Source organism: Rhodococcus sp. BP-160 (assembly GCF_019836205.1).
Classification (GTDB): Bacteria; Actinomycetota; Actinomycetes; order Mycobacteriales; family Mycobacteriaceae; genus Rhodococcoides.
In genome coordinates, this window is the sequence record NZ_JABUEK010000003.1 from 819,123 (window position 1) to 844,990 (window position 25,868).

A 25,868-nucleotide genomic window follows, 5' to 3' on the forward strand; every position below is an offset into this window, starting at 1 on the left:
CGATCGACGCGGTCACGACGACTTCTGGCGTTCCATCATCTCCACGATGCGCTGAAGGTCGTCCACCGAGCCGAACTCGACCACGATCTTGCCTTTACGCTTGCCGAGGCTCACGGTGACACGGGTGTCGAACGATTCGGAGAGCCGCTCCGCGACGTCCTGCAGTCCCGGCATCTGGATCGGCTTGCGTTTCGGAGCCGGGGCCGGCGCAGCCGGGTCCTCCCGATTCGCGAGAGTCACCGCCTCTTCGGTGGCTCGCACCGACATGCCCTCGGCCACGATGCGTGCCGCCAACTCCTCCTGTGCCGCGGCGCCCGCCTCGAGCGACAACAGTGCTCGAGCGTGACCAGCGGACAGAACGCCCGCCGCCACGCGCCTCTGTACGGGAATGGGGAGCCGTAGAAGCCTGATCATGTTCGTGATGACGGGGCGTGATCGACCGAGCCGCGCAGCGAGCTGATCGTGCGTCACGTCGAACTCCTCGAGGAGTTGCTGGTACGCAGCCGCCTCTTCGAGGGGGTTCAGCTGGACCCGATGAATGTTCTCGAGGAGCGCGTCGCGGAGGAGCGTGTCGTCGGCTGTCTCGCGCACGATCGCCGGAATCGCGTCGAGTCCGGCTTCCTGGCTCGCCCGCCATCGGCGCTCACCCATGACCAACTGGTAGCGATCGTCGCCGATCTGGCGGACCACGATCGGCTGCATGAGGCCGAACTCGCGGATCGAGTGCACCAGTTCGTCGAGCGCTTCCTGCTCGAACACCGAGCGCGGCTGCTTCGGATTCGGTTCGATCTTGCTGGGTGCGATCTCCCGATAGACCGCGCCGGCGGGCGAGAGGTCGTCCTCCACGATGGACGGTGGGGTGGGGGACGGAGCCGTCGCCGTGCGGGACTCGCCACCGATGACGACGTCGGCGGCCGCCGATCCCAGGCCGGAACTCTGACCGGGGGATGTCGGAATGAGAGCCGCCAGACCCCGGCCGAGACCGCCCTTCTTGGTCGAACTCATGCCGTTCCCTCCGTTGCTGCGTTCATGCTCGCGCTCCGCGCTGCCATCTCACGCCCCGCGTCGAGATAGGACATGGCGCCACGTGAACCCGGGTCGTAGTCCAACACGGTCATTCCGTAACCGGGAGCTTCGGAGACCTTCACGCTGCGAGGAATCACCGACTTGAGTACGGCATCACCGAAGTGCTTGCGCACCTCGTCGGCCACCTGGTCGGCGAGCTTGGTTCGGCCGTCGTACATCGTGAGGATCACGGTGGACACGTGCAGACGCGGATTGAGGTGTGCCTGGACCAACTCGATGTTGCGCAGCAGCTGACCGACGCCTTCCAGTGCGTAGTACTCGCACTGGATGGGGATGAGCACCTCCGTTGCCGCGACCATCGCGTTGACGGTCAGGAGTCCGAGCGACGGCGGGCAGTCGATGAGGACGAAGTCGATCTGCAGATCGTCGAGCGCCGCGCTGGACAACGCAGTCTTGAGTCGACCTTCGCGAGCCACCATGGAGACCAGCTCGATCTCGGCGCCTGCCAGATCGATCGTCGCCGGGATGCACATCAGGCGATCGTTCTTCGGGCTGCGTTGAATGGCCTCCACGGCGGTGATCTCACCGAGGAGCAGCTCGTAGCTGGACGGGGTGCCCGACGTGTGGACGGCGCCGAGAGCTGTGGACGCATTGCCCTGGGGATCCAGATCGACGACCAGAACAGACAGTCCCTGCACAGCGAGTGCCGCGGCGATGTTCACCGCCGTCGTCGTCTTGCCGACGCCGCCCTTCTGGTTGGCGATCGTCAGCACTCTCCGGACCGGCGGACGCGGCAGAGCGACGCCGCTCTTGTGCAGAACCTGGCTCGCGCGCTGCGCCGCCGCGCCTATGGGCGTGTCGTCCGACGTGATGGGGGAGTAGCCGTAAGACTCCGATGCCGATCGTGTTTCACGTGAAACGTCGACGGCGGGTGTTTCACGTGAAACAGCGGCTTCGGATTCACCCGACATGACTTGCTCCTTCGACAACGATCGATCCACGCAGACGTCAGCGTGAGCCGGCGGAGAACTTGGGGACGCGGTTACCACGCACAGCGCGCTCCGCGCGTACAACGATAGTCGGTGTGGGAACGACCCCCTCACCACACTGCAACACCTGGAAGTTCTTTGCGCCTATCCGCGTGAGCGTCCCGGAGTCGCGATCGATCTCCTCCTGCGCCGTGCTGCCCTTCAAGGCGAGCATCACGCCGCCCTCGTGCACGAGGGGCAGGGACCAGCGCGCCAACTTCTCCAACGGGGCAACCGCACGCGACGTGACGATGTCACAACCGCCGGCTTCTTTGATGACGCCCGGCTGCTCGGCTCGTCCGCGCACCACCGTCACGTCGAGACCGAGTTGCTCCACGATCTCTGCGAGATACACCGTGCGCCGTAGGAGCGGCTCGACGAGGAACACGGACAGATCCGGTCGAGCGATCGCGAGAGGGATCCCTGGCAGCCCGGCACCACTGCCGACGTCGACCACGCTGGCGCCCTCGGGGATGAGTTCTCCGACCACGGCGCAATTCAGGAGATGACGCTCCCACAGCCGAGGGACCTCGCGCGGACCGATCAATCCTCTGACGACACCGTCACCCTTCAGGGAGTCGTAGTACGCCCGAGCCGTGTCGGCACGGTCACCGAACACTCGAACGATGGCATCGTCGACCCACGCTGGAGTCGCGGACTCTTCCTCATGTTCCACGTGAAACATCCTCTCGCGTCGTCCTGAGTGGTCGTGAACCACACTCGTGTAATTCTGCTGACGCCGGGCGCCACGCGCTGGAGGCAGTCTAGTGACGACCGCAGACATTCCTCACCCGCCGAGACGTCGTCCGACCCCGGGCACGAGAAAGGGGCGCGGTCCGTGGACCGCGCCCCTTGTCGACTCCGTCGTCAGATCACTCCTTGACGACGACCACGTGTCGATTCGGCTCGACGCCGTCACTCTCACTCGTCACACCGGCGATCGTCGCCACAGCGTCGTGCACGATCTTGCGCTCGAACGGGGTCATCGGCTCCAGAGGTTCGCTGTCACCGGACGCCGCGACGCGCTCGGCGGCCTCGGTTCCCAGTCGCGTCAACTCCTCGCGGCGGCCCGCACGCCATCCGGCCACATCGAGCATCAGCTTGCTGCGGTCGCCCGTCGACTGCTGCACAGCGAGACGCGTCAGTTCCTGCAGTGCGTCGAGTACCTCACCCTTGCGACCGACCAGCTTGTTGAGATCCTTGCCGCCGTCGATGCTGACGACTGCACGGTCACCCTCCACGTCGAGGTCGATGTCGCCGTCGAAGTCGAGGACGTCGAGCAACTGCTCCAGGTAGTCGCCCGCGATCTCGCCCTCCTCGACGAGGTAGTCCTCGGCGTCACCCTCGGGCTCGTCCGCCTCTGTGTCTGATTCCGGGGTCACGGGAGCAGCGGCCACCACGGTGTCGTCTGCCGAGGCCTCGACCTCGGGTGTGCTCTGCTCGTCCGTCTTCGAATCGATGGTCACGTTGTCGTCCATTTCCGTTCGCACTCGTATCACTTCACGTGGTTCTGGTCCGCGGGCGGACCGGCAGGGTCACGACGGCCGGATCAGCGGCGCTTCTGCTGCTTGGGTCGCACCTTGCCGGGAGGAGTCTTCTTCTTCCGAGGAGTGGTGGCGCCGTTGGTGGCCGCGGTGCCCGGTGTCGGGTTCGACTCCGATGATGCCGTGTCACTACCGGTGTCCGTGGTCGATTCTGCCGCGACGGCGCGGGTGGGCTTGGCTCCCGGTGCCGGCTTCTTCTTCAGAGCGTCAGGGCGCGCACCGGGCTTCGGAGCGTTCTCGTTCCGGCGCTCCAGAGCGGCTTCCTTCTTCGCCGCCTCTTCCTTGTCGATGCGACCGAAGACGAGGTGCTGCTGCGCGTAGGTCCACACGTTGTTGCTCACCCAGTACAGGAGGATGGCCACGGGGAGGAACGGGCCACCGACGAGCACGCCGAGCGGGAACACGTACAGAGCGAGCTTGTTCATGATCGCGGACTGCGGGTTGGCCGCAGCTGCCTCGCTCTGACGCGCCACCGACGCGCGCGAGTTCAGGTGGGTCGCGATGCTGGCGATGATCATCAGCGGGATCGAGACGGCGAGGATCGGACCGATCGACGGGATGCCGCCGAACGGCTCGAACGCGCGCAGCTGCGACTCGGGTGACGTGATGGCCGCCGAGATGGGCGCACCGAACAGACGTGCCGACAGGAAGGACTGGACGTCCTCGACGCTGAAGAAGTAGTTCGGAGTCTCGGCGTTGACCTCCGGGCTCAGACCCAGCTGCCCGATTCCGGTGCCGGTGCGGTTGAACGACCGGAGCACGTGGAACAGGCCGATGAACACCGGCGCCTGTGCGAGCACGGGGAGGCAACCCATGATCGGGTTGAAGCCGTGCTCCTTCTGGAGCTTCTGCATCTCCACGGCCAGCTTCTGACGGTCCTTGCCGTACTTCTTCTGCAGAGCCTTGATCTGCGGCTGAAGTTCCTGCATCTGGCGCGTCGTCCGCACCTGCTTGACGAAGGGCTTGTAGAGGATCAGACGCAGTGTGAACACGAGGAACACCACGGACAGCGCCCAGGCGAAACCGCTGTCCGCGCCGAGCACGGCGCCGAACACTTTGTGCCAGACCCAGAGAATTCCGGATACCGGGTAGTAGATGAAGTCGAGCACGGCTCTATGTACTCCTCTGTTGGTTCACCCTCACGGGGTCACGAGACTGCGGGCAAGCGTGGTCGGTGTCGGTGGGCACCGCGTCGGCACCACCCCGGAGACGACGCGGGGGTGGAACGGGATCCCACCCACCAGGGTGCCAGGGCGCGCACTTCAGGAGGCGGACGACCGCCAGAACGGCACCGACGACGAACCCACGGGTGCGGAGCGCCTCCACGGCGTACTCACTGCACGTCGGCGTGAATCGACACGTCGGAAGGCGAAGAGGGGAGATGTAGGACCGATACCCCTCGATGAGAAGGATGACCGATCGGGCCGGGAGAGACATCAGCCGACGCAGGAGGCTCCGGTCGGACGCAGGCTCGACCGGGACCGGATTCGCGGACTCCGTCATCACGTCTCGGACCGGCCGAGGGCGCGGGGGCGCTCGGCGGGAACTGGGTGAGAGGAGTTCATCGCGCGCATCGCTCCGAGTCGTCGCAGACCCGACGCCAGCTGGCGTTCGAGTTCGGAGGACGCCGCGGTCGCTGCGCCGGGCAGTGCCCGCACGACCACGTCGACATCCGACTCGACGAGAGGAAGCATCGAGCTGCAGATATGACGAAGCCGGCGTGCGACTCTGTGTCGAGTCACCGCCGGCCCCACTGCTTTACTGACCACGAGCCCGAAACGCGGGTGTCCGGAAGAGACGAGAGCGTTCTCGTCCCCCCGGAACCTCAGATGCACGACGATGTCGTGGCGTCCTGTACGGCGGCCGCGGCGCACCGTCGCCTGGAAATCCGACGACTGGTGCAGCCGATGCTGCTCAGGTAACACCCGAGCGTTCCGGTTACCGGGAAATCAGGCGGTCAGCGACGCGCGGCCCTTGCCGCGACGAGCCGACACGATCGCGCGACCGGCACGCGTGCGCATGCGCAGACGGAAACCGTGCACGCGTGCACGACGACGGTTGTTCGGCTGGAACGTCCGCTTGCCCTTGGCCACGGTGGTACTCCTCGAGATATCGGCAGTCCCGAGGACTGCCGGTGGTGTGCTGATGGTCGCGAGTTCGGCGAACTCGAGTTCGGTGGCCACTCGCGCAGGAGAACGGCAGGACCGATCCACGCATGTCGCGGGTGACCGTTCGAGGGTACTGACGGCGTCGAACGAGGTCAAACCGCGCTACCCCGGGGACGGTGGTCCTGTCACGATGACACGCCTCGAGCACGACGACGACCTCGCGGAGACAGGAGAGGACCGTTCGTCTTGTTGTGCACCGACGAGCCTGCTAACTTCGCTGTGCGGGTGACGACGTCTCGCCCCGTCGGTGGGGATCTCTCACCAAGGCCCTGCATCGCCGCAGGTCAGAACGCCGCTGCTCCGGCCCGTCTCCGTGCGAGATGCCGTCGAGCTACACCGGTGTCGTTTGTCCACAGCTGTGGATAATTATGTGGAAACACAGGTCGGGTGGCATATTCGTGTCGTCGGCGGGGCCCTCGAGGCACCGCAGCATCATCGACGGCCGCGGTCACGCCACGGCCCTGGGGAGGCACCGTGGAGGACGATCCGGACGTCTTGGCCGCTGTATGGCCGAGCGTCGTCGCCGAGCTCACGGCGGAGTCGAATTCGGGGTCCTCCCTGTCTCGCGCCCAGAAGGCGTGGCTCGCTCTCGTCCGCCCCATCACTCTGGCGCAAGGTTTCGCTCTGCTCTCGGTTCCGTCGCCGATCGCGCAGGAGGCGGTCGAGCGCGGTCTGCGTGAACCCATCCTCGCGGCCCTCGGTCGCCACCTCGACCGCCCGGTCGAGGGACTCGGTGTCCGGCTGGCGCCCGGAGCCGACGCCGACCTCTCGGACGTTCCCACGCCCGTCGACACCGAACGTCGCCCCGACACCGCACACAGTGCACCCGTGTATCGCCGGCGCCTGCTCACCGAGTCCACCGCGGGCGAGCCGTCCGACTCCGAGAGCAGTGACTACGGCGATCACGAGGAGGTCGACGACGATCGGGACGCTCTGACCAGCGTCCAGAACTCGTGGCCCACCTCGTACACGGTGCCGCCGCGCTCGACGTCCACTCCGACGGGCAGCACCAGCCTCAATGCGAAGTACACGTTCGACACCTTCGTCATCGGCGCCTCCAACCGGTTCGCCCACGCGGCCGCCGTCGCCATCGCGGAGGCTCCGGCGCGGGCGTACAACCCGCTGTTCGTCTGGGGTGCGTCCGGACTGGGGAAGACGCACCTGCTGCACGCCGCCGGCCACTACGCCCAACGTCTGTTTCCCGGCATGCGTGTGAAGTACGTGTCCACCGAGGAGTTCACGAACGACTTCATCAACAGCCTTCGAGACGACCGCAAGGTGGCGTTCAAGCGCCGCTACCGCGAGACGGACGTCCTGCTGGTCGACGACATCCAGTTCATCGAGGGCAAGGAAGGTATCCAGGAGGAGTTCTTCCACACCTTCAACACGCTGCACAACGCGAACAAGCAGATCGTGGTCTCCTCCGATCGGCCGCCCAAGCAGCTCGCGACCCTCGAGGAACGACTGCGCACCCGCTTCGAGTGGGGCCTCATCACCGACGTGCAACCGCCCGAGCTCGAGACGCGTATCGCGATCCTGAGCAAGAAGGCGCAGATGGACCGCCTCGACGTGCCCCACGAGGTGCTCGAACTCATCGCGAGCCGGATCGAGCGGAACATCCGTGAGCTCGAGGGCGCGCTCATCCGAGTCACGGCCTTCGCGTCGCTCAACGGGCACAACCTGGACACCGCGCTCGCCGAGGCCGTTCTCCGAGATCTGATGCCGGACTCGACGGGACTGGAGATCACGGCGGCGACGATCATGGCCGTCACCGCGGAGTACTTCGACACCTCGATCGAGGAACTGTGCGGCCCCGGCAAGGCCCGCGCGCTGGCGCAAGCGCGACAGATCGCGATGTATCTGTGCCGCGAGCTGACCGATCTGTCGCTGCCCAAGATCGGTCAGACGTTCGGCCGTGACCACACCACCGTCATGTACGCCGACAAGAAGATCCGCAAGGAGATGGCCGAGCGGCACCGTACGTACAACCAGGTGCAGGAGCTCACCGCTCGCGTGAAGCAGCGCTCCAAGCGCTGACCCCTCCGAGTGTCCACGGCCGTTCGACTCGCCCCCGCGGCGATGCGGGCGGCCGTTCTCGTCGCTACGGAGCCCCGAACGGAGACGAGTTCGGCCGGGATCCGGGCCGATTCTGCTCGATACACACCTGTGGACAACTGTGTGAATAACGTGGATACCCCGGGGATGAAATCTGTAGTTCGCACCGAGTCCACCGTCCGTCCACATGTGACCCGCACCGAGCCCGTCGTGATGCCCGGGTTCATCCTCGAGCCGCCACGCCGTGCCACCAGCACCGGACAGGGTCGGTCCACAGATTCCACAGGACCTATGACTACTGCTTGTATTTCTTCCTAGGAACATCTCTTTGAAAACAGGGTGGGGACGGATCCATTCACAACCGCCTCCGAGGCCTCGGATCGAGACGAACCCCGACTTTTCAGCACGCGCTCGAGGGCATACGGTGTGGTTTGCCCACCGACTCGTGTGGAGCAGGTCAGCGAGAGGATCAACCGGGCGATGGAGCTTGGCAGTGTGAAGTTTCGAGTTGCTCGAGAAGATTTCTCCGATTCGGTGGCCTGGGTGGCGCGATCACTCCCGTCCCGTCCCGCGGTTCCCGTCCTCGGCGGTGTGCTGCTGTCGGTCGACGACTCCGGACTGACGGTCTCCGGCTTCGACTACGAGGTGTCGGCCCAGGTACGCGTTCCCGTGGAGGTCGCCGGCGGAGGCCAGGTGCTCGTGTCGGGCAAGCTGCTCGCCGACATCACGCGCTCGCTGCCGAACAAGCCGGTCGACGTCTCGGTCGACGGGACCAAGGTGCTCATCACGTGCGGCAGTGCCAAGTTCTCGCTTCCCACGATGCCGGTGGAGGACTACCCGCAACTCCCCGAACTGCCGTCGCAGACGGGCACCGTCCCGGTCGACGTGTTCGCCGAGGCCATCAGCCAGGTGGCCATCGCCGCGGGCCGTGACGACACGCTCCCGATGCTCACCGGTATCCGCATGGAGATCGACGGCGACTCCGTGGTGCTCGCCGCTACCGACCGGTTCCGTCTCGCCGTGCGCGAACTCGACTGGACTCCGGCCGCACCCGGTACGGCCGCCGCGGTCCTCATCCCCGCCAAGACCCTGTCCGAGTCCGCGAAAAGCATTGGCGGAGGCGCGGAGTCGGGCGTCGAGCTCGCTCTGGGCTCCGCATCGCACATCGGCAACGACGGCCTCCTGGGCATCGTCAGCGACGGCCGCCGCACCACCACCCGCCTGCTCGACGCAGAGTTCCCGAAGTTCCGACAGTTGCTGCCGTCCGAGCACACCGCGGTCGCCAGCGTGCCCATCGCTCCCCTCCTCGAGGCCATCAAGCGTGTCGCTCTGCTCGCCGAGCGTGGGGCGCAGGTCCGCCTCGAGTTCTCGGCCGACACGGTCACTCTGTCCGCCGGCGGCGACGATGCAGGCCGGGCCGAGGAGTCGATCGAGGCGAACTTCCAGGGCGAGCCCCTGGTGATCGCGTTCAATCCCGGGTATCTCATCGACGGTCTCAACTCGCTGCACTCCGAGCGGGTGTCCTTCGGGTTCACCACACCGAGCCGGCCCGCAGTGCTGCGCCCGGCGGGTGAGGACGAGCTCGAGCCGGACGAGACCGGAACGTTCAGCGCACCGAAGAGTGCGTACACGTACCTGCTCATGCCGGTACGCCTTCCGGGCTGAGTCGCTCGCGAGGCACCGGCGCAGGTCCATCGAAAGGAAGCCACGCATGAACATCGGGTTGGTCGGTCTCGGCAAGATGGGCTTCAACATGCGTGAGCGCCTGCGGCGCCACGACATCGAGGTCACCGGTTACGATCCGCGGCCGGAGGTCACCGACGTCGAGTCGCTCGAGGCTCTCGCCGCCGCGCTCCCCGCTCCCCGCATCGTCTGGGTGATGGTGCCGTCCGGCCCCGTCACACGCGACACCGTCACCACTCTGGCCGGCGTGCTGTCCGAGGGCGACCTCGTGATCGACGGCGGCAACTCGCGCTTCACCGATGACGCGGTGCACGCGGAACTGTTGTCCGCGAAGGGCATCGGCTATGTCGACGCCGGCGTCTCGGGCGGCGTCTGGGGCCTGGAGAACGGGTACGGCCTCATGGTCGGCGGTGCTGCTGCGGACGTCGAGCGCGCCATGCCCGTGTTCGATGCGTTGCGTCCCGAGGGCGAGCGGGCGGACGGCTTCGTCCACGCCGGCCCGGTGGGCGCGGGTCACTACGCGAAGATGGTGCACAACGGTATCGAGTACGGCCTCATGCACGCCTACGCCGAGGGGTACGAGCTCCTCGCCGCGGAGGATCTCATCGAGGACGTCACCGGTGTGGTGCGTGCGTGGACCAAGGGCACCGTCGTACGGTCGTGGTTGCTCGATCTCCTGGTGAAGGCTCTGCAGGAAGATCCGGGATTCACCGACATCTCCGGCTACACACAGGATTCCGGTGAAGGACGCTGGACCGTCGAGGAGGCGATCCGACACTCGGTGCCGGCTCCCGTCATCTCCGCGGCACTGTTCGCGAGATTCGCGTCGCGACAGGTGGATTCGCCCGCCATGAAGGCGGTGTCCGCGCTGCGCAACCAGTTCGGTGGACACGCGGTGCAGCGTGCCCCCAACACGGAGAGCACCGGCGCGTAAGTGTTCGTCCGCTCGGCGACCCTGGTCGATTTTCGTTCCTGGCAACAACTCTCGGTGGATCTCGCGCCGGGGGTGACGGTGTTCGTCGGTCCCAACGGCCACGGGAAGACCAACATTCTCGAGGCACTGGGGTACGTCGCGACGCTGTCGTCGCACCGGGTGTCGGCCGATGCTCCGCTCATCCGGACGGGTGCGGAACGCGCTCTCGTGCGGGCGTCCGTCGTCAACCTCGGTCGCGAGCTCACCGTCGACGTGGAGATCAACGACGGGCGGGCGAATCGCGCTCGCATCAACACTTCTCCGGTGCGGCGGACACGGGAGGTGCTGGGCATCCTGAACACGGTGCTGTTCGCACCCGAGGATCTGGCGATGGTGCGCGGCGATCCGAGCGAGCGGCGCCGCTACCTCGATGAGCTGATCGTCGCGCGGTCTCCTCGAATGGCTGCTGTCCGTGCGGATTACGACCGCGTTCTCCGGCAGAGGTCCGCGCTCCTCAAGAGCGCGAGCGGGGTTCTGCGACGCGGATCGTCGTCGAGCGACGGCGCGAACGCGTTGGCCACGCTCGACGTGTGGGACGGGCAGCTCGCCGGCTTCGGTGCCGAGATCGTGGAGCACCGGCTGCGCGCGGTACGCGACGTCGGTCCCTTCGTCGTCGACGCCTACCGACGGATCGCACCGTCGTCGCGGCCTGCGGCCATCGCGTACCGGAGCAGTCTCGCCGACGCCATGCCCCCCGAGATGCTCGCGCTGGATCGAACCGAGGAACCGGACGACGTCGAGGTACTCGAAGCAGCTTTCCTGCAACAGCTCTCGGTGATGCGGACACGGGAGATCGAACGCGGGGTCACCCTCGTCGGCCCGCATCGTGACGATCTGGACCTCGTACTCGGAACCGATCCTGCCAAGGGGTTCGCGAGTCACGGCGAGTCGTGGTCCTTCGCACTGTCCCTGCGGCTCGGCGCTTTCGAGTTGCTGCGTTCCGAGGGTTCGGATCCCGTGCTCCTCCTCGACGACGTCTTCGCCGAACTCGATCGTGCGCGGCGGACCGCCCTGGCGGGGGTTGCAGTGACGGCGGAGCAGGTGTTGGTGACCGCGGCAGTGCCCGAGGACGTTCCGCCCGAGTTGCGAGCGCGCCGCATGGACGTCCGTGCCCACGAGACCGAGGGTGCACGCAGATCGGAACTGACCGAGGTGTCCGGGTCGGATTCTGTCGGAGGCACGTCCGATACTGATGTCGACACGAGCCACGTGGAGGAGGAGTCATGACGGACGAGACGCCGTCCGGCAGCGATTCAGCCGAGCCCCCGCTGCGCGGAGCGGACATCGCGCGGCGCGCGCTGGAGAACGCGCGTGCAGCCGCCAAGGCCAACGGCAAGGCCGTGGGGCAGGGTCGCGCGTCGACGCAACGCCGGCCGCGACGGTCACGTACCTGGTCCGGCTCGAGACCCGACGACCGTGATCCGCAGGCACTCGGGTCGCTCGCGAAGACACTCGCCGCGTCGCGTGGCTGGTCGGCGAAGGTAGATGAGGGCACGGTGCTCGGCCGGTGGCCCCAGGTGGTGGGTGAGGACATCGCGGCGCACGCGGAGCCCGTGTCCGTCCGGGACGGCGTGCTGGCGGTGTCGGCGGAGTCCACGGCGTGGGCGACCCAGTTGCGGTTGATGCAGTCGCAGATCCTCGCGAAGATCGCCGCGTCCGTGGGCCACGGTGTGGTCACGTCGCTGCGTATCACCGGTCCCGCTGCGCCCAGTTGGAAGAAGGGCGACCGTCACGTGTCGGGTCGCGGACCTCGTGACACCTACGGGTGAACCCCCGGACCCATTGATCGATGTCACGAGGGTGCGTAGCGTTTCACGGGGAAACGACCGGACGTGGTGATCGGGGACAGCGTCACGGTGGATCCGATCCGAACTCGCGCTCTGCGGCGAATGATCGAATGATCAGCCACGAAAGGACCCGATGATGAACGACGATCCTGGACCCGTCGTCCTGCAGGCGCGCAACGTCTCGTTCGACTGGGAGTCCATGCGCATGCACTACATGGACGGTGACCCCCTGGCCACGCACCTCATGAATGTGATGCACCTGTTCCTCCCCGAGGGCGAGGAGTGGTTCGTGCGCGTGTTCAAGGAGGCGCTGCCGTTGATCCACGACGAGAAGCTGCGCGCCGACGTGATCGGCTTCATCGGCCAGGAGGCCATGCACGCGCAGGCGCACTCCGGCATCCACACGTTCCTGGCCGACCAGGGCCTGGACCCGGCGCCGTACGTGAAGCAGATGGAGTACGTCTTCCGGGTCGCTCTCGACAAGAGGTCGACGAACACCAAGAACAGCCTCGTCGAGCGCCTGGCCCTGATCGCCGCCATCGAGCACCTCACGTCGTTCCTCGGCATGTGGGTGCTGACGGAGAAAGGCCTGGACGAGGCGGACGTGGATCCCCGCATGCTGGACCTCGTGCGCTGGCACGGGGCCGAGGAGGTGGAGCACCGCGCCGTGGCCTACGACGTGTTGCAGTACTTCGACACGCGACGGTTCCGCCGCACGCGTACCTACCTTCTCGTCGCACCGACCGTCGTGGTCATGTGGGGCCGCGGTCTCCGCTTCCTCATGAAGAACGATCCGACGCTGACGGACGATCAGCGCAGCTACACGCTGAAGCAGATCAGGGCCGTCACGCAGCGCGGGTTGTTCCCCACCGCCAAGGCCGTCGGCAAGGCGTCCGTGCGGTACCTGCGGAAGGACTACCACCCGTCCAAGGAGGGATCCACCTCGTTGGCAGTCGCGTACCTCGCCACCTCCCCGGCGGCGAGGGCCGCCACGGTCTGATGGGCGATCGCACGTTCGCACGAGCCATGGCGGCCGTGCGCGAGTACCGCGCGTCCCGGACGATTCCCGAGGATCTGCTCGGCAAGGGCGGCATGGACGAGTCGCTGGCGCAGATCACGGACGGGCTGGACAAACTGTTCGCCATCCTGGATCACTCGAAGTACAAGGCGCGTGCGGCGCCGGTCCAGACGCGGACGCACACGATGGCGGTCTCCGAGCGTTTCACGCTGTGCCGGGACGAGAACGTGGTCGGGCTGACGCTTCGCCGAGTCGACGGCGGGGACGTCCCGCCGTGGCATCCGGGCAGCCACCTCGACCTCGTGCTCCCTTCGGGGCGTCGCCGGCAGTACTCGCTGTGCGGTGACCCGCTCGAGAAGGACGCGTACTCGATCGCGGTGCGACTGGTACCGGACGGCGGCGGCGGTTCGGCCGAGATGCACACCCTCGAGGTGGGAGACAGACTCTCGGTCACCGGCCCGCGCAACGCTTTTCCGTTCTACGCGTCCGGATCCGCGTTGTTCGTGGCCGGCGGTATCGGCATCACCGCGATCATCCCGATGGTGCGGCGGGCCCGTGCCCTCGGCATGGACTGGCATCTGGTCTACAGCGGACGCTCACGGCAGTCGATGCCGTTCCTCGACGAGGTGTCGACGTGGGACCAGGAGCGTGTGACCGTCCGGACCGACGACGTCGACGGGTTGCCCACCGCAGCGGATCTTCTCCGCCACGCGCCGGACGGCGGATCCGTCTACTGCTGCGGTCCGCCGCCGATGCTGGCTCTGGTGCGTGAGGGTGTCCCGGCGACGGGGGCGACGCGTCTGCACTACGAGCGGTTCTCGCCGCCGCCCGTCGTCGCCGGATCCCCGTTCAGTGTCGAACTCGCGTCGTCCGGGACGGTGCTCGACGTCGCGGCGGACCGGACGGCACTCGACGTGATCCGCGAGGTCGTCCCGGGCGTGCCGTACTCGTGCCGCCAGGGCTTCTGCGGAACGTGCAAGGTGAAGGTTCTGGCAGGCGCTCCCGAGCACCGGGACCGGCGCCTCGCCGACGACGAGCGCGAGGATCACATGCTGATCTGTGTGTCGCGCTCCGCGGGCGAGCGGCTGACGCTCGATCTCTGACGCGCGGAGCCCTCGTACCCACGAAATGAGCCACGGAACACGAGAAAAGTCCGTCTCCGACGCAATGAGGGGCCGTTTCGGGTGTCGACGTGAGCCGCGACCCACGCTTTACCGGTACGATGGACCGGTAAAGACCACCGAGCGCGAGGGGCATGCGTCCCCGAGCGCATTTTTTCGGGTCGAGGTCCTCTGCCGTCCTCACCGAGCGAGGTGAGTGTCGGGGGAGCGTAGTCGAGAAGGAGAACAGCTGACCGTGGCTGACCCCAAGGCAGGCAAGAGCGACAAGCCGAAGGAATACGACGCGTCGTCGATCACCGTCCTCGAAGGACTCGAGGCGGTACGCAAGCGACCCGGTATGTACATCGGTTCCACCGGAGAGCGCGGCCTGCACCACCTGATCTGGGAGGTCGTCGACAACTCCGTCGACGAGGCGATGGCAGGTCATGCCACCACGGTGGAGGTCACCCTTCTCGCCGACGGCGGCGTGCGGGTCGTCGACGACGGTCGCGGTATCCCCGTCGGCATGCACTCCTCGGGCATCCCGACCATCGAGGTCGTCATGACTCAGCTGCACGCCGGCGGCAAGTTCGACTCCGACTCCTACGCGGTGTCCGGCGGCCTGCACGGCGTGGGTATCTCCGTGGTCAACGCTCTGTCGACGACCCTGCTCGCGCAGGTCGACAACGACGGCTTCCACTGGGAGCAGACCTACACGCGATCCGTCCCCGGCGAGCTGATCAAGGGCGAGCCGACGAAGCGCACGGGTACGGCGATCTCGTTCTGGCCGGACGCGGACATCTTCGAGGAGACCGTCTTCAAGTTCGACACGGTCGCGCGTCGCCTGCAGGAGATGGCGTTCCTGAACAAGGGACTCACCATCGTCCTCACCGACGAGCGCGCCTCGGACATCGAGCGCATTGCCGACGAGGCCTCCGAGAGCGAGCTGGCGGAGACGCCCAAGGCGGACGCCGAGGAGCCGTCGGGAGCACCGGCCAAGATCAAGACCCGGACCTACCACTACCCCGGTGGTCTCGAGGACTACGTCCGCTACATCAACCGTGCGAAGACGCCGCAGCATCCGTCGGTCATCGGTTTCTCGGCCAAGGGCCCGGGCCACGAACTCGAGATCGCGATGCAGTGGAACTCGACGTACGCGGAGTCCGTGCACACGTTCGCCAACACGATCAACACGCACGAGGGCGGTACGCACGAAGAGGGGTTCCGCTCCGCGCTGACCAACGTCGTGAAGAAGTACGCCAACGAGAAGAAGCTCGTCAAGGAGAAGGACGGCATCCTCACCGGAGACGACATCCGCGAGGGTCTCGCCGCCATCATCTCCGTCAAGGTCGGTGAGCCGCAGTTCGAGGGCCAGACGAAGACCAAGCTCGGCAACACCGAGGTGAAGTCCTTCGTGCAGAAGGCCGCCGGCGAACACCTCACGCATTGGTTCGAGGCGAATCCCGCCGAGGCCAAGCTCATCATCTCCAAGGCCGTCGCCTCGATGCAGGCGCGCACGGCTGCTCGTCGTGCGCGAGATCTGGTGCGGCGCAAGAGCGCCACCGACATCGGTGGACTGCCGGGCAAGCTCGCGGACTGCCGTTCCAACGATCCGTCGAAGTGCGAGATCTACATCGTGGAGGGCGACTCGGCCGGCGGCTCCGCCAAGTCCGGTCGCGACTCGATGTATCAGGCCATTCTTCCGTTGCGCGGCAAGATCATCAACGTCGAGAAGGCCCGCATCGACCGTGTCCTCAAGAACACCGAGGTCCAGTCGATCATCACGGCGTTCGGCACCGGCATCCACGACGAGTTCGACATCGCGAAGCTGCGCTATCACAAGATCGTGCTGATGGCCGACGCCGACGTCGACGGCCAGCACATCTCGACTCTGTTGCTCACCTTGCTGTTCCGCTTCATGCGGCCTCTCGTGGAGCACGGCTACGTCTACCTGGCCATGCCGCCGCTGTACAAGCTCAAGTGGCAGCGAGGTGCGGATCCCGAGTTCGCCTACTCCGATCGGGAGCGCGACGGACTGATCGAGGCCGGCCTGGCGTCGGGCAAGAAGATCAACAAGGACGACGGCATCCAGCGCTACAAAGGCCTGGGCGAGATGAACGCGAAGGAACTGTGGGAGACCACGATGGATCCGAGCGTGCGCGTGCTGCGTCAGGTGACTCTGGACGACGCTGCCGCCGCCGACGAACTCTTCTCCATCCTCATGGGTGAGGACGTCGAGGCCCGCCGCAGCTTCATCACCCGTAATGCCAAGGACGTTCGTTTCCTCGACGTATAGGCGCTCCGCGCCCCGAGCGCCGCGCTAGGAGAATGCAATGACAGACACCACCCTGCCCCCCACCGGCGGCGACGGACCCACGTCCGACCGCATCGAGCTGGTCGACATCCAGCAGGAGATGCAGAACAGCTACATCGACTACGCGATGAGCGTCATCGTCGGTCGAGCACTCCCGGAGGTGCGCGACGGTCTCAAGCCCGTGCACCGCCGCGTGCTGTACGCCATGTTCGACAACGGATATCGACCCGATCGCGGATACGTGAAGTCGGCTCGACCGGTGGCCGAGACCATGGGTAACTACCACCCCCACGGCGACAGCTCGATCTACGACACCCTCGTGCGCATGGCGCAGCCGTGGTCCATGCGGTACCCGCTCGTCGACGGTCAGGGCAACTTCGGTTCCCGCGGCAACGACGGCCCGGCGGCCATGCGGTACACCGAGTGTCGGCTCACTCCTCTCGCGATGCAGATGCTCGCGGACATCGAGGAGGAGACCGTCGACTTCATCGCGAACTACGACGGCCGCACCCTCGAGCCGACCGTGCTGCCCGCCCGCTTCCCCAATCTGCTCGCCAACGGCAGTGGCGGAATCGCGGTCGGCATGGCGACCAACGTTCCGCCGCACAACCTTCGGGAACTCGCCGAGGGTGTGTACTGGATGTTGGACAACTACGAGGCCAGTGAAGAGGTCGCCCTCGAGGCGATGATCGAGCGGATCAAGGGACCCGACTTCCCCACTCACGGTCTCATCGTCGGATCGCAGGGCATCGAGGACGCGTACCGCACCGGTCGCGGATCGATCCGCATGCGCGGCGTGGTCGACATCGAGGAGGGGGAGCGCGGCGGCACGCAGATCGTCGTCACCGAGCTGCCGTTCCAGGTGAACCCGGACAACATGATCGCCTCGATCGCCGAGCAGCTCAAGGACGGCCGGATCGCCGGCATCTCCGACATCGAGGACCAGTCCTCCGACCGCGTCGGTATGCGCATCGTCATCAAGCTGCGTCGCGACGCGGTCGCGAAGGTGGTGCTGAACAACCTCTACAAGCACAGCCAGTTGCAGACGAGCTTCGGAGCCAACATGCTCTCGATCGTCGACGGCGTTCCGCGCACCCTGCGGATCGACCAGATGATCAAGCTGTACGTGACCCACCAGCTCGACGTGATCGTCCGTCGTACGCGGTACCGGTTGCGGAAGGCCGAGGAGCGGGCCCACATCCTGCGCGGACTGGTGAAGGCGCTCGACGCCCTCGACGAGGTCATCGCGTTGATCCGCCGGTCCGCCGACGCCGATGTCGCACGCCAGGGCCTGATGGACCTGCTCGACGTCGACCAGATCCAGGCGGACGCCATCCTCGCGATGCAGCTGCGTCGCCTCGCTGCCCTCGAACGGCAGCGCATCGTCGACGAGCTCGCCGCGATCGAGATCGAGATCGCGGACCTGCAGGACATCCTGGACCGTCCGGAGCGTCAGCGGGAGATCGTGCGCTCGGAGCTGAAGGAGATCGTCGACAAGTTCGGCGACGATCGTCGTACCCGGATCATCGCGGCCGACGGCGACGTCAGCGACGAGGACCTGATCGCGCGTGAGAACGTCGTGGTCACCATCACGGAGACGGGGTATGCCAAGCGCACGCGGACCGACCTCTACCGATCGCAGAAGCGCGGCGGCAAGGGTGTGCAGGGCGCGGGTCTCAAGCAGGACGACATCGTCAGCAAGTTCTTCGTCTGCTCGACGCACGACTGGATCCTGTTCTTCACCACGAAGGGCCGGGTCTACCGGGCCAAGGCGTACGAGCTCCCCGAGGCCAACCGCACGGCCCGCGGACAGCACGTCGCCAACCTGTTGGCGTTCCAGCCGGACGAGCGGATCGCGCAGATCATTCAGATCAAGACCTACGACGACGCGCCGTACCTGGTGCTCGCGACGAAGGCCGGTCTGGTGAAGAAGTCCAAGTTGGCCGACTTCGACTCCAACCGTTCCGGTGGCATCGTGGCCGTCAACCTGCGCGGCGACGACGAGTTGGTCGGAGCCGTGCTGTGCACCAATTCGGACGACCTGCTGCTCGTGTCCGCTCAGGGCCAGTCGATCCGCTTCTCGGCCACCGACGAGGTGCTGCGCCCGATGGGCCGCGCCACTTCGGGTGTCCAGGGAATGCGCTTCAACGGCGAGGACGCACTGCTCTCCCTGAACGTGGTGAAGGACGGTACGTACCTGCTGGTCGCCACGTCCGGTGGCTACGCGAAGCGCACCGCGATGGAGGACTACCCCCCGCAGGGCCGCGGTGGCAAGGGCGTGCTGACCATTCAGTACGACCCGCGTCGTGGCACCCTGGTGGGAGCGCTCATCGTCGAGGACGACGACGAGCTCTACGCCATCACCTCGAGCGGCGGTGTCATCCGCACCGCGGCTCGTCAGGTTCGCAAGGCAGGACGCCAGACCAAGGGCGTTCGGCTGATGAACCTCGGCGACGGCGACAACCTGCTGGCCATCGCACGCAACGCGGACGAGCCGGAGGACCTCGCGATCGCCGAGGCCGACGGATCCAAGGAGTCATGAGCGCAGTGAGTACTCCCGAACAGCCCGGGTCCACCGGAAACGGACGCCCCGCGCCGAGCACCACGTCCGACCGTCAGGCCCCACGGCCTGCCGGCGGACCCCCGGCACCTCGCCCGCCCGCGGCGTGGCCGCCTGCCCAGCAGGACGGCGCACGCCAGGACGGGGTGCAGCAGGACTCCGCTCGACAGGACCCTGCTCGGCAGGACCCCGGCCATCAGGGTCCCCGTCCGGCTCGGACACCGGACTCCCAGCAGGCTCCAGTGCGGGAGCAGCAGCCACCTCAGCGGCAGCCGCAGACGAACCTGCAGAGCCGTCCCTCTCCGACGGGCCGCGCTCCCGAGCAGGCTCGTCCGGACCAGGGTCAGGCCCGGACGACCGTGCAGCCCGCTGCACGTCCGACGGACGGTCAGGACCGTCCCCGCCAGGGGCGTCCCGCCGAGGCGACGGCCAAGGCTGCGGTGATCGACGGGCCGACGCGCAACATCGCGCGGAACGACCTGCCCACCGACATGCCGGACCTCTCGACGGTCCGTCACCCGCAGCAGGAGGAGCAGCGCACCGAGCGCGCCACCCCGATGATGACGGCGCGACCGTCGGAGTCCGGTGAGCCGCTGCGCGCGACCGTCCAGGTGCGCAAGATCGATCCGTGGTCGATGTTGAAGCTGTCGCTCGTGATCTCCGTGTCGCTGTTCTTCGTCTGGATGGTGGCCGTCGGGCTGCTGTACATGGTGCTCGACGGCATGGGCGTGTGGGATCGACTGAACAACGCGTTCTCCGACATCGTCGCCACGTCCGGCGAGTCCGGGTTGGTGTCGGCCGGCCAGATCTTCGGCTACGCCGCCGTCATCGGTCTCATCAACGTGGTGCTGTTCACAGCACTGACGACCATCGGCACGTTCATCTACAACCTGTGCTCCGACCTCGTCGGCGGCCTCGAAGTGACGCTGGCGGACCGGGACTGACCCACCGCACACCGGCGTTTTGGTCTCGCGCCGTGTGTGCGGTAATCTCGTTCCTCGGTCAGCACAGCACGTTCCACCGTGCTCTGCGGGCCGAGTGCGGGCCTATAGCTCAGGCGGTTAGAGCGCTTCCCTGATAAGGAAGAGGTCGGAGGTTCAAGTCCTCCTAGGCCCACGAACGAGAGCGAGAAAGGATGTCCGTGAGGATTCTTCTCCCCGCCCTCGTGACGTCGGTCGTCGTTGCCGTCACTGTTCGCGCGATCCGCGTGGAGAGTACGCGGTGGCATCGTCTGCCGGATGTCGATCCGGGGCCTTAGCTCAGTTGGTAGAGCGCTGCCTTTGCAAGGCAGATGTCAGGAGTTCGAATCTCCTAGGCTCCACAGTCACGACCACACCCTGTTCCGCATGTCGGAGCAGGGTGTTCTCGTCTCTGGACATGTCACCATGCCCACCGGCGATGCTTCGTCCACCACTGCGCGCCTCATCGTCGATACTTGACGCGTGAACCCCGGACGAGGAACAGAAGCGAGCACCGCGATGGTGGTCTATCTGTGTCCCACCGCCGTTCTCTTCATCGCCGGTGCCGTCGCGTTCTCGGGCACGACCACCGGAACCGTGGTCATGGTCCTCGCGGCAGGTCTCCAACTCCTCGGTGCGGCCGTCCTGCACTTCGGCCCGCGTCCGACCTCGCCTCGCACGCTGGGCATCGTGACGGGCGGCGCCGTCGCGTCGCTGTGCGCGATGTTCCTCACGTCGGACGGACCGGTGGCGTACCTGCTGCTGAGCCAGGCGGCGATGTTCCTGGGCATGCAGCTCGCGGGGTACTGGAGCGAGCGCGGCGGCTGGGTGTGGGTGAGCGTGCTGACGGTGGGATCGGTCGTGGCGGCCGCGCTGTCGCCGTCGACCATGCCGATGGTGGGTTATGTCCTCACCGCGCTGGGCATCGTGGCCGCCGCCGAGTTCTTCGGCTCGCACTCGCGGCGCATGCGGCACTCGGCGTCGCGGGACGCCCTGACCGGACTCCTCAACCGCCAGGGCCTCGAGGACCGCGTCGAGAAACTGCTCCCGGTCTTCGCCTCCCGTGGTCTGCCGGTGAGCATGGCGGTTCTCGATCTCGACAACTTCAAGACCGTGAACGACATCTACGGGCACATCGCCGGCGACGTACTGCTCGAGCGGGTCTCGGCAGCGTGGCGCGGTCAGCTGCGCAAGGGCGACGTCCTGGGCCGTCTCGGCGGCGACGAGTTCGTGCTGTTCATGCCGGGAACCGGTGAGGGCGAGGCGGCGACCCTTCTGGAGCGGCTGCGGGCAGCGCACTCGGCCGAGTGGAGCGTCGGACTGGTCTGCATGCCCACCGTGCGCAAGTGGTCGGAGATCTACCGGGCCGCCGACGCCGAGCTCTACAAGGCCAAGCGCAGCCGAGGTGCCCAGCAGATGTCCACGCCGGTGCCCAGGGCCGTCATCGAGGACACCGGAGTGCCTGCCGAGCGGCGCTGACGGCTCGTTCCCCGGGCTGTGGACGACGCAGCCAGGCCCGCCGTCTCCATCTGGTCCACTGTCCGCTCGAGGCGGCCGTCACGTGCCGTCCGGGAACGACGGGGGTCGGCGTGAGCGAGTCGGTGGTCTGGACAGCACCGGACATGTGGAGCATGCACACGAGGGTGGTGTCCGCGGGGACTCGCCTGCGCGTGCTGGTCGATCGCACGACCGCGATCGGGCGGCTGCCCGGGTGGGAGGGAGCGGCGGCCGACGCCGCTCGGTCGGCCGTCGTGGGTACGGCGGCGGAGCTGTCGACGCGAGCGGACGTGTTGGGTCGGATCGCGGACGTCCTCGCCCGCGCGGGTGACGACCGTGCAGCCCTGTCGCGATGGGATCCCGCGGATCGGACGGGCGCCCTCGCCGAACTGGATCGCACGGTCGCCGAGGACCTGACCAGGGCAGGCGGAGACGCGCCGCCGGAGTCGGCGCCCACGAGGGCCGTGGCGGTGCTCGACACCGCCAACCGGGCGCGGATGGCCGAGGACCGTGAGCGCCTCGTCGTCGCCGAACGGGACTTGTCCGCGCGACTCGACGACGCCGCGTTCGGGGGCGCGTTCTCGAACGTGGACGCGGGACTCGCCGAGACGCGGCAGCGCCTGGCGGCCATCGACGCGCTGATCGAGGTGCTCGCGCGACCCGAGCGCCGTCTGGTGCACTACGAGGCGGGTGCGCGCCGCACCCTGGCGGCGGTGTCCGTCGGCGACCTCGACGGTGCGGATCGTGTGGCGGTGGTGGTTCCGGGCGCCGGGACGACGGTGGCGGGGTCGATCGCGCGACACGACGGCGAGACGGCGGCACTCGTCACCGAGGCGGGTGCGCTGTCACCCGGCTCCGTCACCGCAGGTGTGTCGTGGCTCGGATACGAAGCGCCGCAATGGAACACGGAGCTCGTCGAGCCCGGGCGCAGCGTGGCCTCGACCGCACCGGCCGCGGCCGGCGCGCCGGCACTCGTCGGCGTTCTCGAGGCGCTCGGCGATCGTCGACACGGTGGTGATGTTCCGGAGGTGACGCTGGTGGCGCACTCCTACGGCACCGTCGTCGCGGCGCAGGCCATCGAGGCCGGTGGCCCCGTCGACGCCGTGGTGGTGATGGGCTCGCCCGGATGGAGCGACCGCGCCGCCGCCGCCGCGCCGGGCCCGGTGCACGTCGCCGAGGCGGCGTGGGACCCCGTCGCCGACCTGGGACGGTTCGGGCCCGATCCCAGCGAGCGACCCGACACCGAGGCGCTGGACACGGCGGGCACCGTGGGCCATGCCGACTACCTGGAACCGGGCAGCGTGTCGGCACGGGCCGTGGCCGAGGTGGTGGCCGGAGTGCCGAGCCCACCCGGCCCACGAACCATGGACCTGGCCGACGTGGCGCGGTTCGTGCTCGGGGTGCTCTGACCGGCGGAGCAGTGTCAGGGCGCCTGGTGACCGTTGGTCGTCGGCGTGCCCAGGCTCGGCGGCTCGGCGGCGGGAGGGGGCAGCTCGGTGCGGCGCGAGCGGGAGAACGCGACAGCGCCGGCGCCGAGGAGGCCGAGCAGTCCGATCACGCCGGCGCGGCGGCCGGGCACGAACCGACCGCGTCGAACGGGCGCCGCCGCACGCACGGGTGCGGGACGAGCGGCACGCTGCTGGGCGCGTCGTGACCGGAGGACCGACACCCCCTTGCGAGTGACGACGAAACCTGTTGCTGCGGGGCCCTTCGCGAGCGTGAGGGCGGTGTCACGGGCGATGCCGAGCGCCTTCTTGGCGGTGGCACTGTCGGGTGTTGACGTCATCCGTTCACCCTTGCACATTCCCCGGGTGGCACGATGGTGTTGTGACCTCACCTCTACAGACTCAGACCGCGACCCTGCACACGAATCACGGCGACATCGTGATCGCCCTCTTCGGCAACCACGCGCCGAAGACGGTCGAGAACTTCGTCGGTCTCGCGCAGGGCACCAAGGACTACAGCACGAAGAACGCGTCGGGCTCCTCCGAGGGACCTTTCTACGACGGCGCGATCTTCCACCGCGTCATCGCGGGCTTCATGCTCCAGGGTGGTGACCCCACCGGCACCGGCACGGGTGGTCCCGGATACAAGTTCGGTGACGAGTTCCACCCCGAGCTGTCGTTCGACCGTCCGTACCTGCTCGCCATGGCGAACGCGGGCCCCGGCACCAACGGTTCGCAGTTCTTCATCACCGTCGGCCCGACGCCGCATCTCAACCGTCGTCACACCATCTTCGGCGAGGTCATCGATCCCGCGTCGCAGAAGGTCGTCGACGAGATCGGCTCGACCGCGACCGGCCGCGGCGATCGCCCCGTGAACGACGTCGTCATCGAATCCGTCACCATTGCCTGATTCGACCGACACGGTCCCCCGTCGCGAGATCGGTGTGACATGACAGGACCAGGATGGGGCGGCGCTCCGGTGCCGCCCCTCCCTACCTGTGTGCGCCACCCCGATCGGCCCACCGGCCTGTCCTGCACCCGGTGCGACCGACCGGCCTGCCCGGAATGCCTGCGGCCGGCCGCGGTGGGTCAGCACTGTGTCGAGTGCGTGGCACAGGCTGCGGGGTCGATCCCGCGTGCCCGCACGATGGCCGGCGGTGTCAGCAGGACCGCCTCCACCCCCGTCGTCACCTACGCGCTGATGGCACTGAACATCCTCGTGTTCGCCCTCACGGCCGCTCAGTCCGGCGGCCTGGCGAACCAGTCGAGCTCGCTGTTCCGCAGCTGGCAGCTCGTCCCGCTCCTGGTGGCCGACGGCGATGTCGTCCGCATCCTGGGCAGTGGTTTCCTGCACTCCGGCATCGTGCACCTCGCCGTGAACATGTTCGCCCTGTACGTCATCGGGCGCGATTGCGAACTGGTGCTCGGACGCTCGCGATACCTCGCCGTGTACGTCGTCGCGCTGCTGGGCGGCGCCGCGGCGGTGATGTGGCTGTCCAGCCCCCTGGTGGCGACGGTCGGAGCATCCGGCGCCGTGTTCGGCCTCCTCGGTGCACAGGCCGTGATCCTCGTCCGACTGCGCCGCAGCCCCACCCCGGTGCTCGTCGTGATCGGGCTCAACGTGGTGCTGAGCATCGCGATCCCCGGTATCTCCCTGTGGGGACACCTCGGCGGGCTCGCCGCCGGTGCCGCCGCCACGGCCGCGGTGCTGTTCGTCACCGGTTCGGACGCTCGTCGGTCACGCCGACTGGGATGGTTCGGCATCGCCGGCGTCGGGCTGCTCGCACTGGCGCTGATCGGTCTGCGTGCCGCGACGCTCGCTCCGACTCTCGTGGCGGGCTAGTCCCGCTGCGACCAGCCCGCGTCGACCCACCCGTGCAGCTCGAGGGTGTCGAACACGGCGCGCGGATCGGCCCCGAGGTCCCAGCGACCGAAGATGACGAGTCGCTCGTCGTCGCCGTCGGTCACGTCCATCTCCAGCATCGGAACCCGTCGACCGAGCCGCGGGTACGGGACCAGACGCAGTGAGAGCACGTCGTCGCGCCCGTAGTCGCGGGTTCCGCGCAGAGTTCTGATGCGCAGGACGTCGCCGTCGACACTCAACTTCGGACGTTGGACCGCGGCCAGCACAGCCAGCGCCAGGGCTGCCAGTGCGGCGAGTCCGATGAGCGCGCGGCCGGCCGGATCACCCGTCGTGGCGACGGCAGCGGCGGCGAGTGCAGCGGCTCCCACCGCCAGCGCGGCCACGGCGGCGAGGGGTGTGGACCAGGACTGCGGCGCCTCGCGGCCACCTGTGGACAAGTTATCCACAGAAGTTATCCACAGTGTGGATGAACAACACGCGTGTAATTTCGGCGCGCATGGCGGAGGAAGCCCCGGTCAGCGCCATTTCATCGTCATGACGAGACCGACAATCCAGAAACCGAAGCCGATCAGCAGGTTGTAGGCCCCCAGATCCGACATCCAGCCGATGCTGTCCTGGGCGAGGTAGTACACGATGAGATACACCAGACCGAGCACCATGAAACCGAACATGACCGACAGATACAGCGTGCTCGACGGCGCGGCCTTGACCTTGACGGGCGTCCGCGACGCCGGATCGATCGTGTAGTCGGGCTTCTTGCGGACCTTCGACTTGGGCATGGATGACCTCGAACTCTCGTACCGGACTGCAGGCGGGCGGGTGTGAGCCACGGTGGGGACGCTCACTG

The 25,868-nt window shown here is 67.3% G+C and carries 25 protein-coding genes and 2 tRNA genes; 16 read left to right on the top strand and 11 right to left on the bottom strand.

Annotated elements, in window-relative coordinates; genetic code table 11:
• Positions 1 to 12: 12 nt before the first annotated feature.
• The 8 genes from HQ306_RS15755 to rpmH all read right to left on the bottom strand — a co-directional run bounded on the left by HQ306_RS15755 (position 13) and on the right by rpmH (position 5,691).
• Complete coding sequence (locus HQ306_RS15755) at positions 13 to 1,005, bottom strand: ParB/RepB/Spo0J family partition protein (RefSeq protein ID WP_222632466.1); 993 nt, start codon at positions 1,003 to 1,005, stop codon at positions 13 to 15.
• A complete protein-coding gene (locus tag HQ306_RS15760; protein ID WP_027505949.1) occupies positions 1,002 to 1,997 on the bottom strand; it encodes a ParA family protein in 996 nt (331 codons plus the stop codon). The genes HQ306_RS15755 and HQ306_RS15760 overlap by 4 nt, the downstream gene beginning before the upstream one ends.
• A 37-nt stretch (positions 1,998 to 2,034) precedes the next feature.
• On the bottom strand, positions 2,035 to 2,739 hold the full coding sequence (rsmG, locus tag HQ306_RS15765; RefSeq protein WP_222629407.1) for a 16S rRNA (guanine(527)-N(7))-methyltransferase RsmG: 705 nt from the start codon (positions 2,737 to 2,739) through the stop codon (positions 2,035 to 2,037).
• A gap of 187 nt (positions 2,740 to 2,926) precedes the next feature.
• A complete protein-coding gene (locus tag HQ306_RS15770) occupies positions 2,927 to 3,532 on the bottom strand; it encodes a protein jag (RefSeq protein WP_081821301.1) in 606 nt (201 codons plus the stop codon).
• A gap of 71 nt (positions 3,533 to 3,603) precedes the next feature.
• On the bottom strand, positions 3,604 to 4,707 hold the full coding sequence (gene yidC, locus HQ306_RS15775) for a membrane protein insertase YidC (RefSeq protein WP_027505946.1): 1,104 nt from the start codon (positions 4,705 to 4,707) through the stop codon (positions 3,604 to 3,606).
• A 4-nt stretch (positions 4,708 to 4,711) separates the two neighbouring features.
• Positions 4,712 to 5,035: a membrane protein insertion efficiency factor YidD gene (yidD, locus tag HQ306_RS15780; protein WP_374197732.1), complete on the bottom strand. Its 324-nt coding sequence runs from the start codon at positions 5,033 to 5,035 to the stop codon at positions 4,712 to 4,714.
• A gap of 65 nt (positions 5,036 to 5,100) precedes the next feature.
• Entirely contained in the window at positions 5,101 to 5,523 is a 423-nt protein-coding gene (rnpA, locus tag HQ306_RS15785; RefSeq protein WP_051613399.1) for a ribonuclease P protein component, read from the bottom strand.
• A 24-nt stretch (positions 5,524 to 5,547) separates the two neighbouring features.
• Complete coding sequence (gene rpmH, locus HQ306_RS15790) at positions 5,548 to 5,691, bottom strand: 50S ribosomal protein L34 (RefSeq protein WP_027505944.1); 144 nt, start codon at positions 5,689 to 5,691, stop codon at positions 5,548 to 5,550.
• A gap of 549 nt (positions 5,692 to 6,240) precedes the next feature.
• Here rpmH and dnaA point away from each other — a divergent pair.
• The 14 genes from dnaA to HQ306_RS15860 all read left to right on the top strand — a co-directional run bounded on the left by dnaA (position 6,241) and on the right by HQ306_RS15860 (position 23,121).
• Complete coding sequence (gene dnaA, locus HQ306_RS15795) at positions 6,241 to 7,803, top strand: chromosomal replication initiator protein DnaA (RefSeq protein ID WP_027505943.1); 1,563 nt, start codon at positions 6,241 to 6,243, stop codon at positions 7,801 to 7,803.
• Between the two features lie 498 nt (positions 7,804 to 8,301).
• A complete protein-coding gene (dnaN, locus tag HQ306_RS15800; protein ID WP_027505942.1) occupies positions 8,302 to 9,486 on the top strand; it encodes a DNA polymerase III subunit beta in 1,185 nt (394 codons plus the stop codon).
• Between the two features lie 46 nt (positions 9,487 to 9,532).
• Positions 9,533 to 10,438 carry a phosphogluconate dehydrogenase (NAD(+)-dependent, decarboxylating) gene (gnd, locus tag HQ306_RS15805; RefSeq protein ID WP_027505941.1) on the top strand — a complete coding sequence of 302 codons (906 nt, stop codon included), beginning with the start codon at positions 9,533 to 9,535 and terminating at the stop codon, positions 10,436 to 10,438.
• On the top strand, positions 10,439 to 11,704 hold the full coding sequence (gene recF / locus HQ306_RS15810) for a DNA replication/repair protein RecF (RefSeq protein ID WP_222632468.1): 1,266 nt from the start codon (positions 10,439 to 10,441) through the stop codon (positions 11,702 to 11,704).
• Positions 11,701 to 12,246 carry a DUF721 family protein gene (locus HQ306_RS15815; protein WP_222632470.1) on the top strand — a complete coding sequence of 182 codons (546 nt, stop codon included), beginning with the start codon at positions 11,701 to 11,703 and terminating at the stop codon, positions 12,244 to 12,246. Before recF ends, HQ306_RS15815 begins: the two co-directional genes overlap by 4 nt.
• A 154-nt stretch (positions 12,247 to 12,400) precedes the next feature.
• The gene (locus HQ306_RS15820; protein WP_231476351.1) at positions 12,401 to 13,264 is read left to right on the top strand and encodes a metal-dependent hydrolase; all 864 of its coding nucleotides are present in this window, start codon (positions 12,401 to 12,403) and stop codon (positions 13,262 to 13,264) included.
• A gap of 26 nt (positions 13,265 to 13,290) precedes the next feature.
• Positions 13,291 to 14,385, top strand: a complete 1,095-nt coding sequence (locus HQ306_RS15825; protein WP_222632697.1) for a PDR/VanB family oxidoreductase — start codon at positions 13,291 to 13,293, stop codon at positions 14,383 to 14,385.
• 253 nt (positions 14,386 to 14,638) lie between these two features.
• Positions 14,639 to 16,678 (top strand): DNA topoisomerase (ATP-hydrolyzing) subunit B, encoded by a 2,040-nt coding sequence (gene gyrB, locus HQ306_RS15830; protein ID WP_027505936.1) that lies wholly within the window; start codon positions 14,639 to 14,641, stop codon positions 16,676 to 16,678.
• Between the two features lie 37 nt (positions 16,679 to 16,715).
• Positions 16,716 to 19,238: a DNA gyrase subunit A gene (gyrA, locus tag HQ306_RS15835; RefSeq protein ID WP_027505935.1), complete on the top strand. Its 2,523-nt coding sequence runs from the start codon at positions 16,716 to 16,718 to the stop codon at positions 19,236 to 19,238.
• A complete protein-coding gene (locus HQ306_RS15840) occupies positions 19,235 to 20,200 on the top strand; it encodes a DUF3566 domain-containing protein (RefSeq protein ID WP_222632471.1) in 966 nt (321 codons plus the stop codon). Before gyrA ends, HQ306_RS15840 begins: the two co-directional genes overlap by 4 nt.
• Positions 20,201 to 20,298: 98 nt before the next feature.
• Positions 20,299 to 20,372: transfer RNA gene (locus tag HQ306_RS15845), tRNA-Ile, on the top strand.
• A 132-nt stretch (positions 20,373 to 20,504) separates the two neighbouring features.
• Positions 20,505 to 20,577: transfer RNA gene (locus tag HQ306_RS15850), tRNA-Ala, on the top strand.
• 121 nt (positions 20,578 to 20,698) lie between these two features.
• On the top strand, positions 20,699 to 21,694 hold the full coding sequence (locus HQ306_RS15855; protein ID WP_231476347.1) for a GGDEF domain-containing protein: 996 nt from the start codon (positions 20,699 to 20,701) through the stop codon (positions 21,692 to 21,694).
• A gap of 110 nt (positions 21,695 to 21,804) precedes the next feature.
• A complete protein-coding gene (locus HQ306_RS15860) occupies positions 21,805 to 23,121 on the top strand; it encodes an alpha/beta hydrolase (protein WP_222632473.1) in 1,317 nt (438 codons plus the stop codon).
• A 14-nt stretch (positions 23,122 to 23,135) separates the two neighbouring features.
• On the opposite strand, the gene HQ306_RS15865 is transcribed toward HQ306_RS15860, so the two are convergent.
• Complete coding sequence (locus HQ306_RS15865) at positions 23,136 to 23,498, bottom strand: hypothetical protein (protein WP_222632707.1); 363 nt, start codon at positions 23,496 to 23,498, stop codon at positions 23,136 to 23,138.
• Between the two features lie 41 nt (positions 23,499 to 23,539).
• On the opposite strand from HQ306_RS15865, the gene HQ306_RS15870 reads away from it, so the two are divergent.
• Together HQ306_RS15870 and HQ306_RS15875 are read left to right on the top strand one after the other, a co-directional pair.
• Positions 23,540 to 24,067 carry a peptidylprolyl isomerase gene (locus HQ306_RS15870; RefSeq protein ID WP_027505933.1) on the top strand — a complete coding sequence of 176 codons (528 nt, stop codon included), beginning with the start codon at positions 23,540 to 23,542 and terminating at the stop codon, positions 24,065 to 24,067.
• A gap of 39 nt (positions 24,068 to 24,106) precedes the next feature.
• Positions 24,107 to 25,000: a rhomboid family intramembrane serine protease gene (locus HQ306_RS15875; protein WP_222632475.1), complete on the top strand. Its 894-nt coding sequence runs from the start codon at positions 24,107 to 24,109 to the stop codon at positions 24,998 to 25,000.
• Here the strand turns inward: HQ306_RS15875 and HQ306_RS15880 are convergent.
• Both HQ306_RS15880 and crgA read right to left on the bottom strand, forming a co-directional pair.
• Positions 24,997 to 25,458 (bottom strand): PH domain-containing protein, encoded by a 462-nt coding sequence (locus tag HQ306_RS15880; protein ID WP_222632477.1) that lies wholly within the window; start codon positions 25,456 to 25,458, stop codon positions 24,997 to 24,999. The two genes, HQ306_RS15875 and HQ306_RS15880, sit on opposite strands and share 4 nt — an antisense overlap.
• Before the next feature lie 78 nt (positions 25,459 to 25,536).
• Positions 25,537 to 25,800 (bottom strand): cell division protein CrgA, encoded by a 264-nt coding sequence (gene crgA, locus HQ306_RS15885; protein ID WP_027505930.1) that lies wholly within the window; start codon positions 25,798 to 25,800, stop codon positions 25,537 to 25,539.
• Between the last annotated feature and the right edge of the window lie 68 nt (positions 25,801 to 25,868).

Excerpts from the sequence above, each read along its gene's own strand:
- gnd (WP_027505941.1), top strand. The coding sequence starts at position 9,533 with ATGAACATCGGGTTGGTCGGTCTCGGCAAGATGGGCTTCAACATGCGT.
- HQ306_RS15840 (WP_222632471.1), top strand. The coding sequence starts at position 19,235 with ATGAGCGCAGTGAGTACTCCCGAACAGCCCGGGTCCACCGGAAACGGA.
- crgA (WP_027505930.1), bottom strand. The coding sequence starts at position 25,800 with ATGCCCAAGTCGAAGGTCCGCAAGAAGCCCGACTACACGATCGATCCG.
- dnaN (WP_027505942.1), top strand. The coding sequence starts at position 8,302 with ATGGAGCTTGGCAGTGTGAAGTTTCGAGTTGCTCGAGAAGATTTCTCC.
- HQ306_RS15820 (WP_231476351.1), top strand. The coding sequence starts at position 12,401 with ATGAACGACGATCCTGGACCCGTCGTCCTGCAGGCGCGCAACGTCTCG.
- HQ306_RS15815 (WP_222632470.1), top strand. The coding sequence starts at position 11,701 with ATGACGGACGAGACGCCGTCCGGCAGCGATTCAGCCGAGCCCCCGCTG.
- gyrA (WP_027505935.1), top strand. The coding sequence starts at position 16,716 with ATGACAGACACCACCCTGCCCCCCACCGGCGGCGACGGACCCACGTCC.
- HQ306_RS15760 (WP_027505949.1), bottom strand. The coding sequence starts at position 1,997 with ATGTCGGGTGAATCCGAAGCCGCTGTTTCACGTGAAACACCCGCCGTC.
- HQ306_RS15875 (WP_222632475.1), top strand. The coding sequence starts at position 24,107 with ATGACAGGACCAGGATGGGGCGGCGCTCCGGTGCCGCCCCTCCCTACC.
- yidD (WP_374197732.1), bottom strand. The coding sequence starts at position 5,035 with ATGTCTCTCCCGGCCCGATCGGTCATCCTTCTCATCGAGGGGTATCGG.
- HQ306_RS15825 (WP_222632697.1), top strand. The coding sequence starts at position 13,291 with ATGGCGGCCGTGCGCGAGTACCGCGCGTCCCGGACGATTCCCGAGGAT.
- HQ306_RS15770 (WP_081821301.1), bottom strand. The coding sequence starts at position 3,532 with ATGGACGACAACGTGACCATCGATTCGAAGACGGACGAGCAGAGCACA.
- rsmG (WP_222629407.1), bottom strand. The coding sequence starts at position 2,739 with ATGTTTCACGTGGAACATGAGGAAGAGTCCGCGACTCCAGCGTGGGTC.
- HQ306_RS15755 (WP_222632466.1), bottom strand. The coding sequence starts at position 1,005 with ATGAGTTCGACCAAGAAGGGCGGTCTCGGCCGGGGTCTGGCGGCTCTC.
- HQ306_RS15865 (WP_222632707.1), bottom strand. The coding sequence starts at position 23,498 with ATGACGTCAACACCCGACAGTGCCACCGCCAAGAAGGCGCTCGGCATC.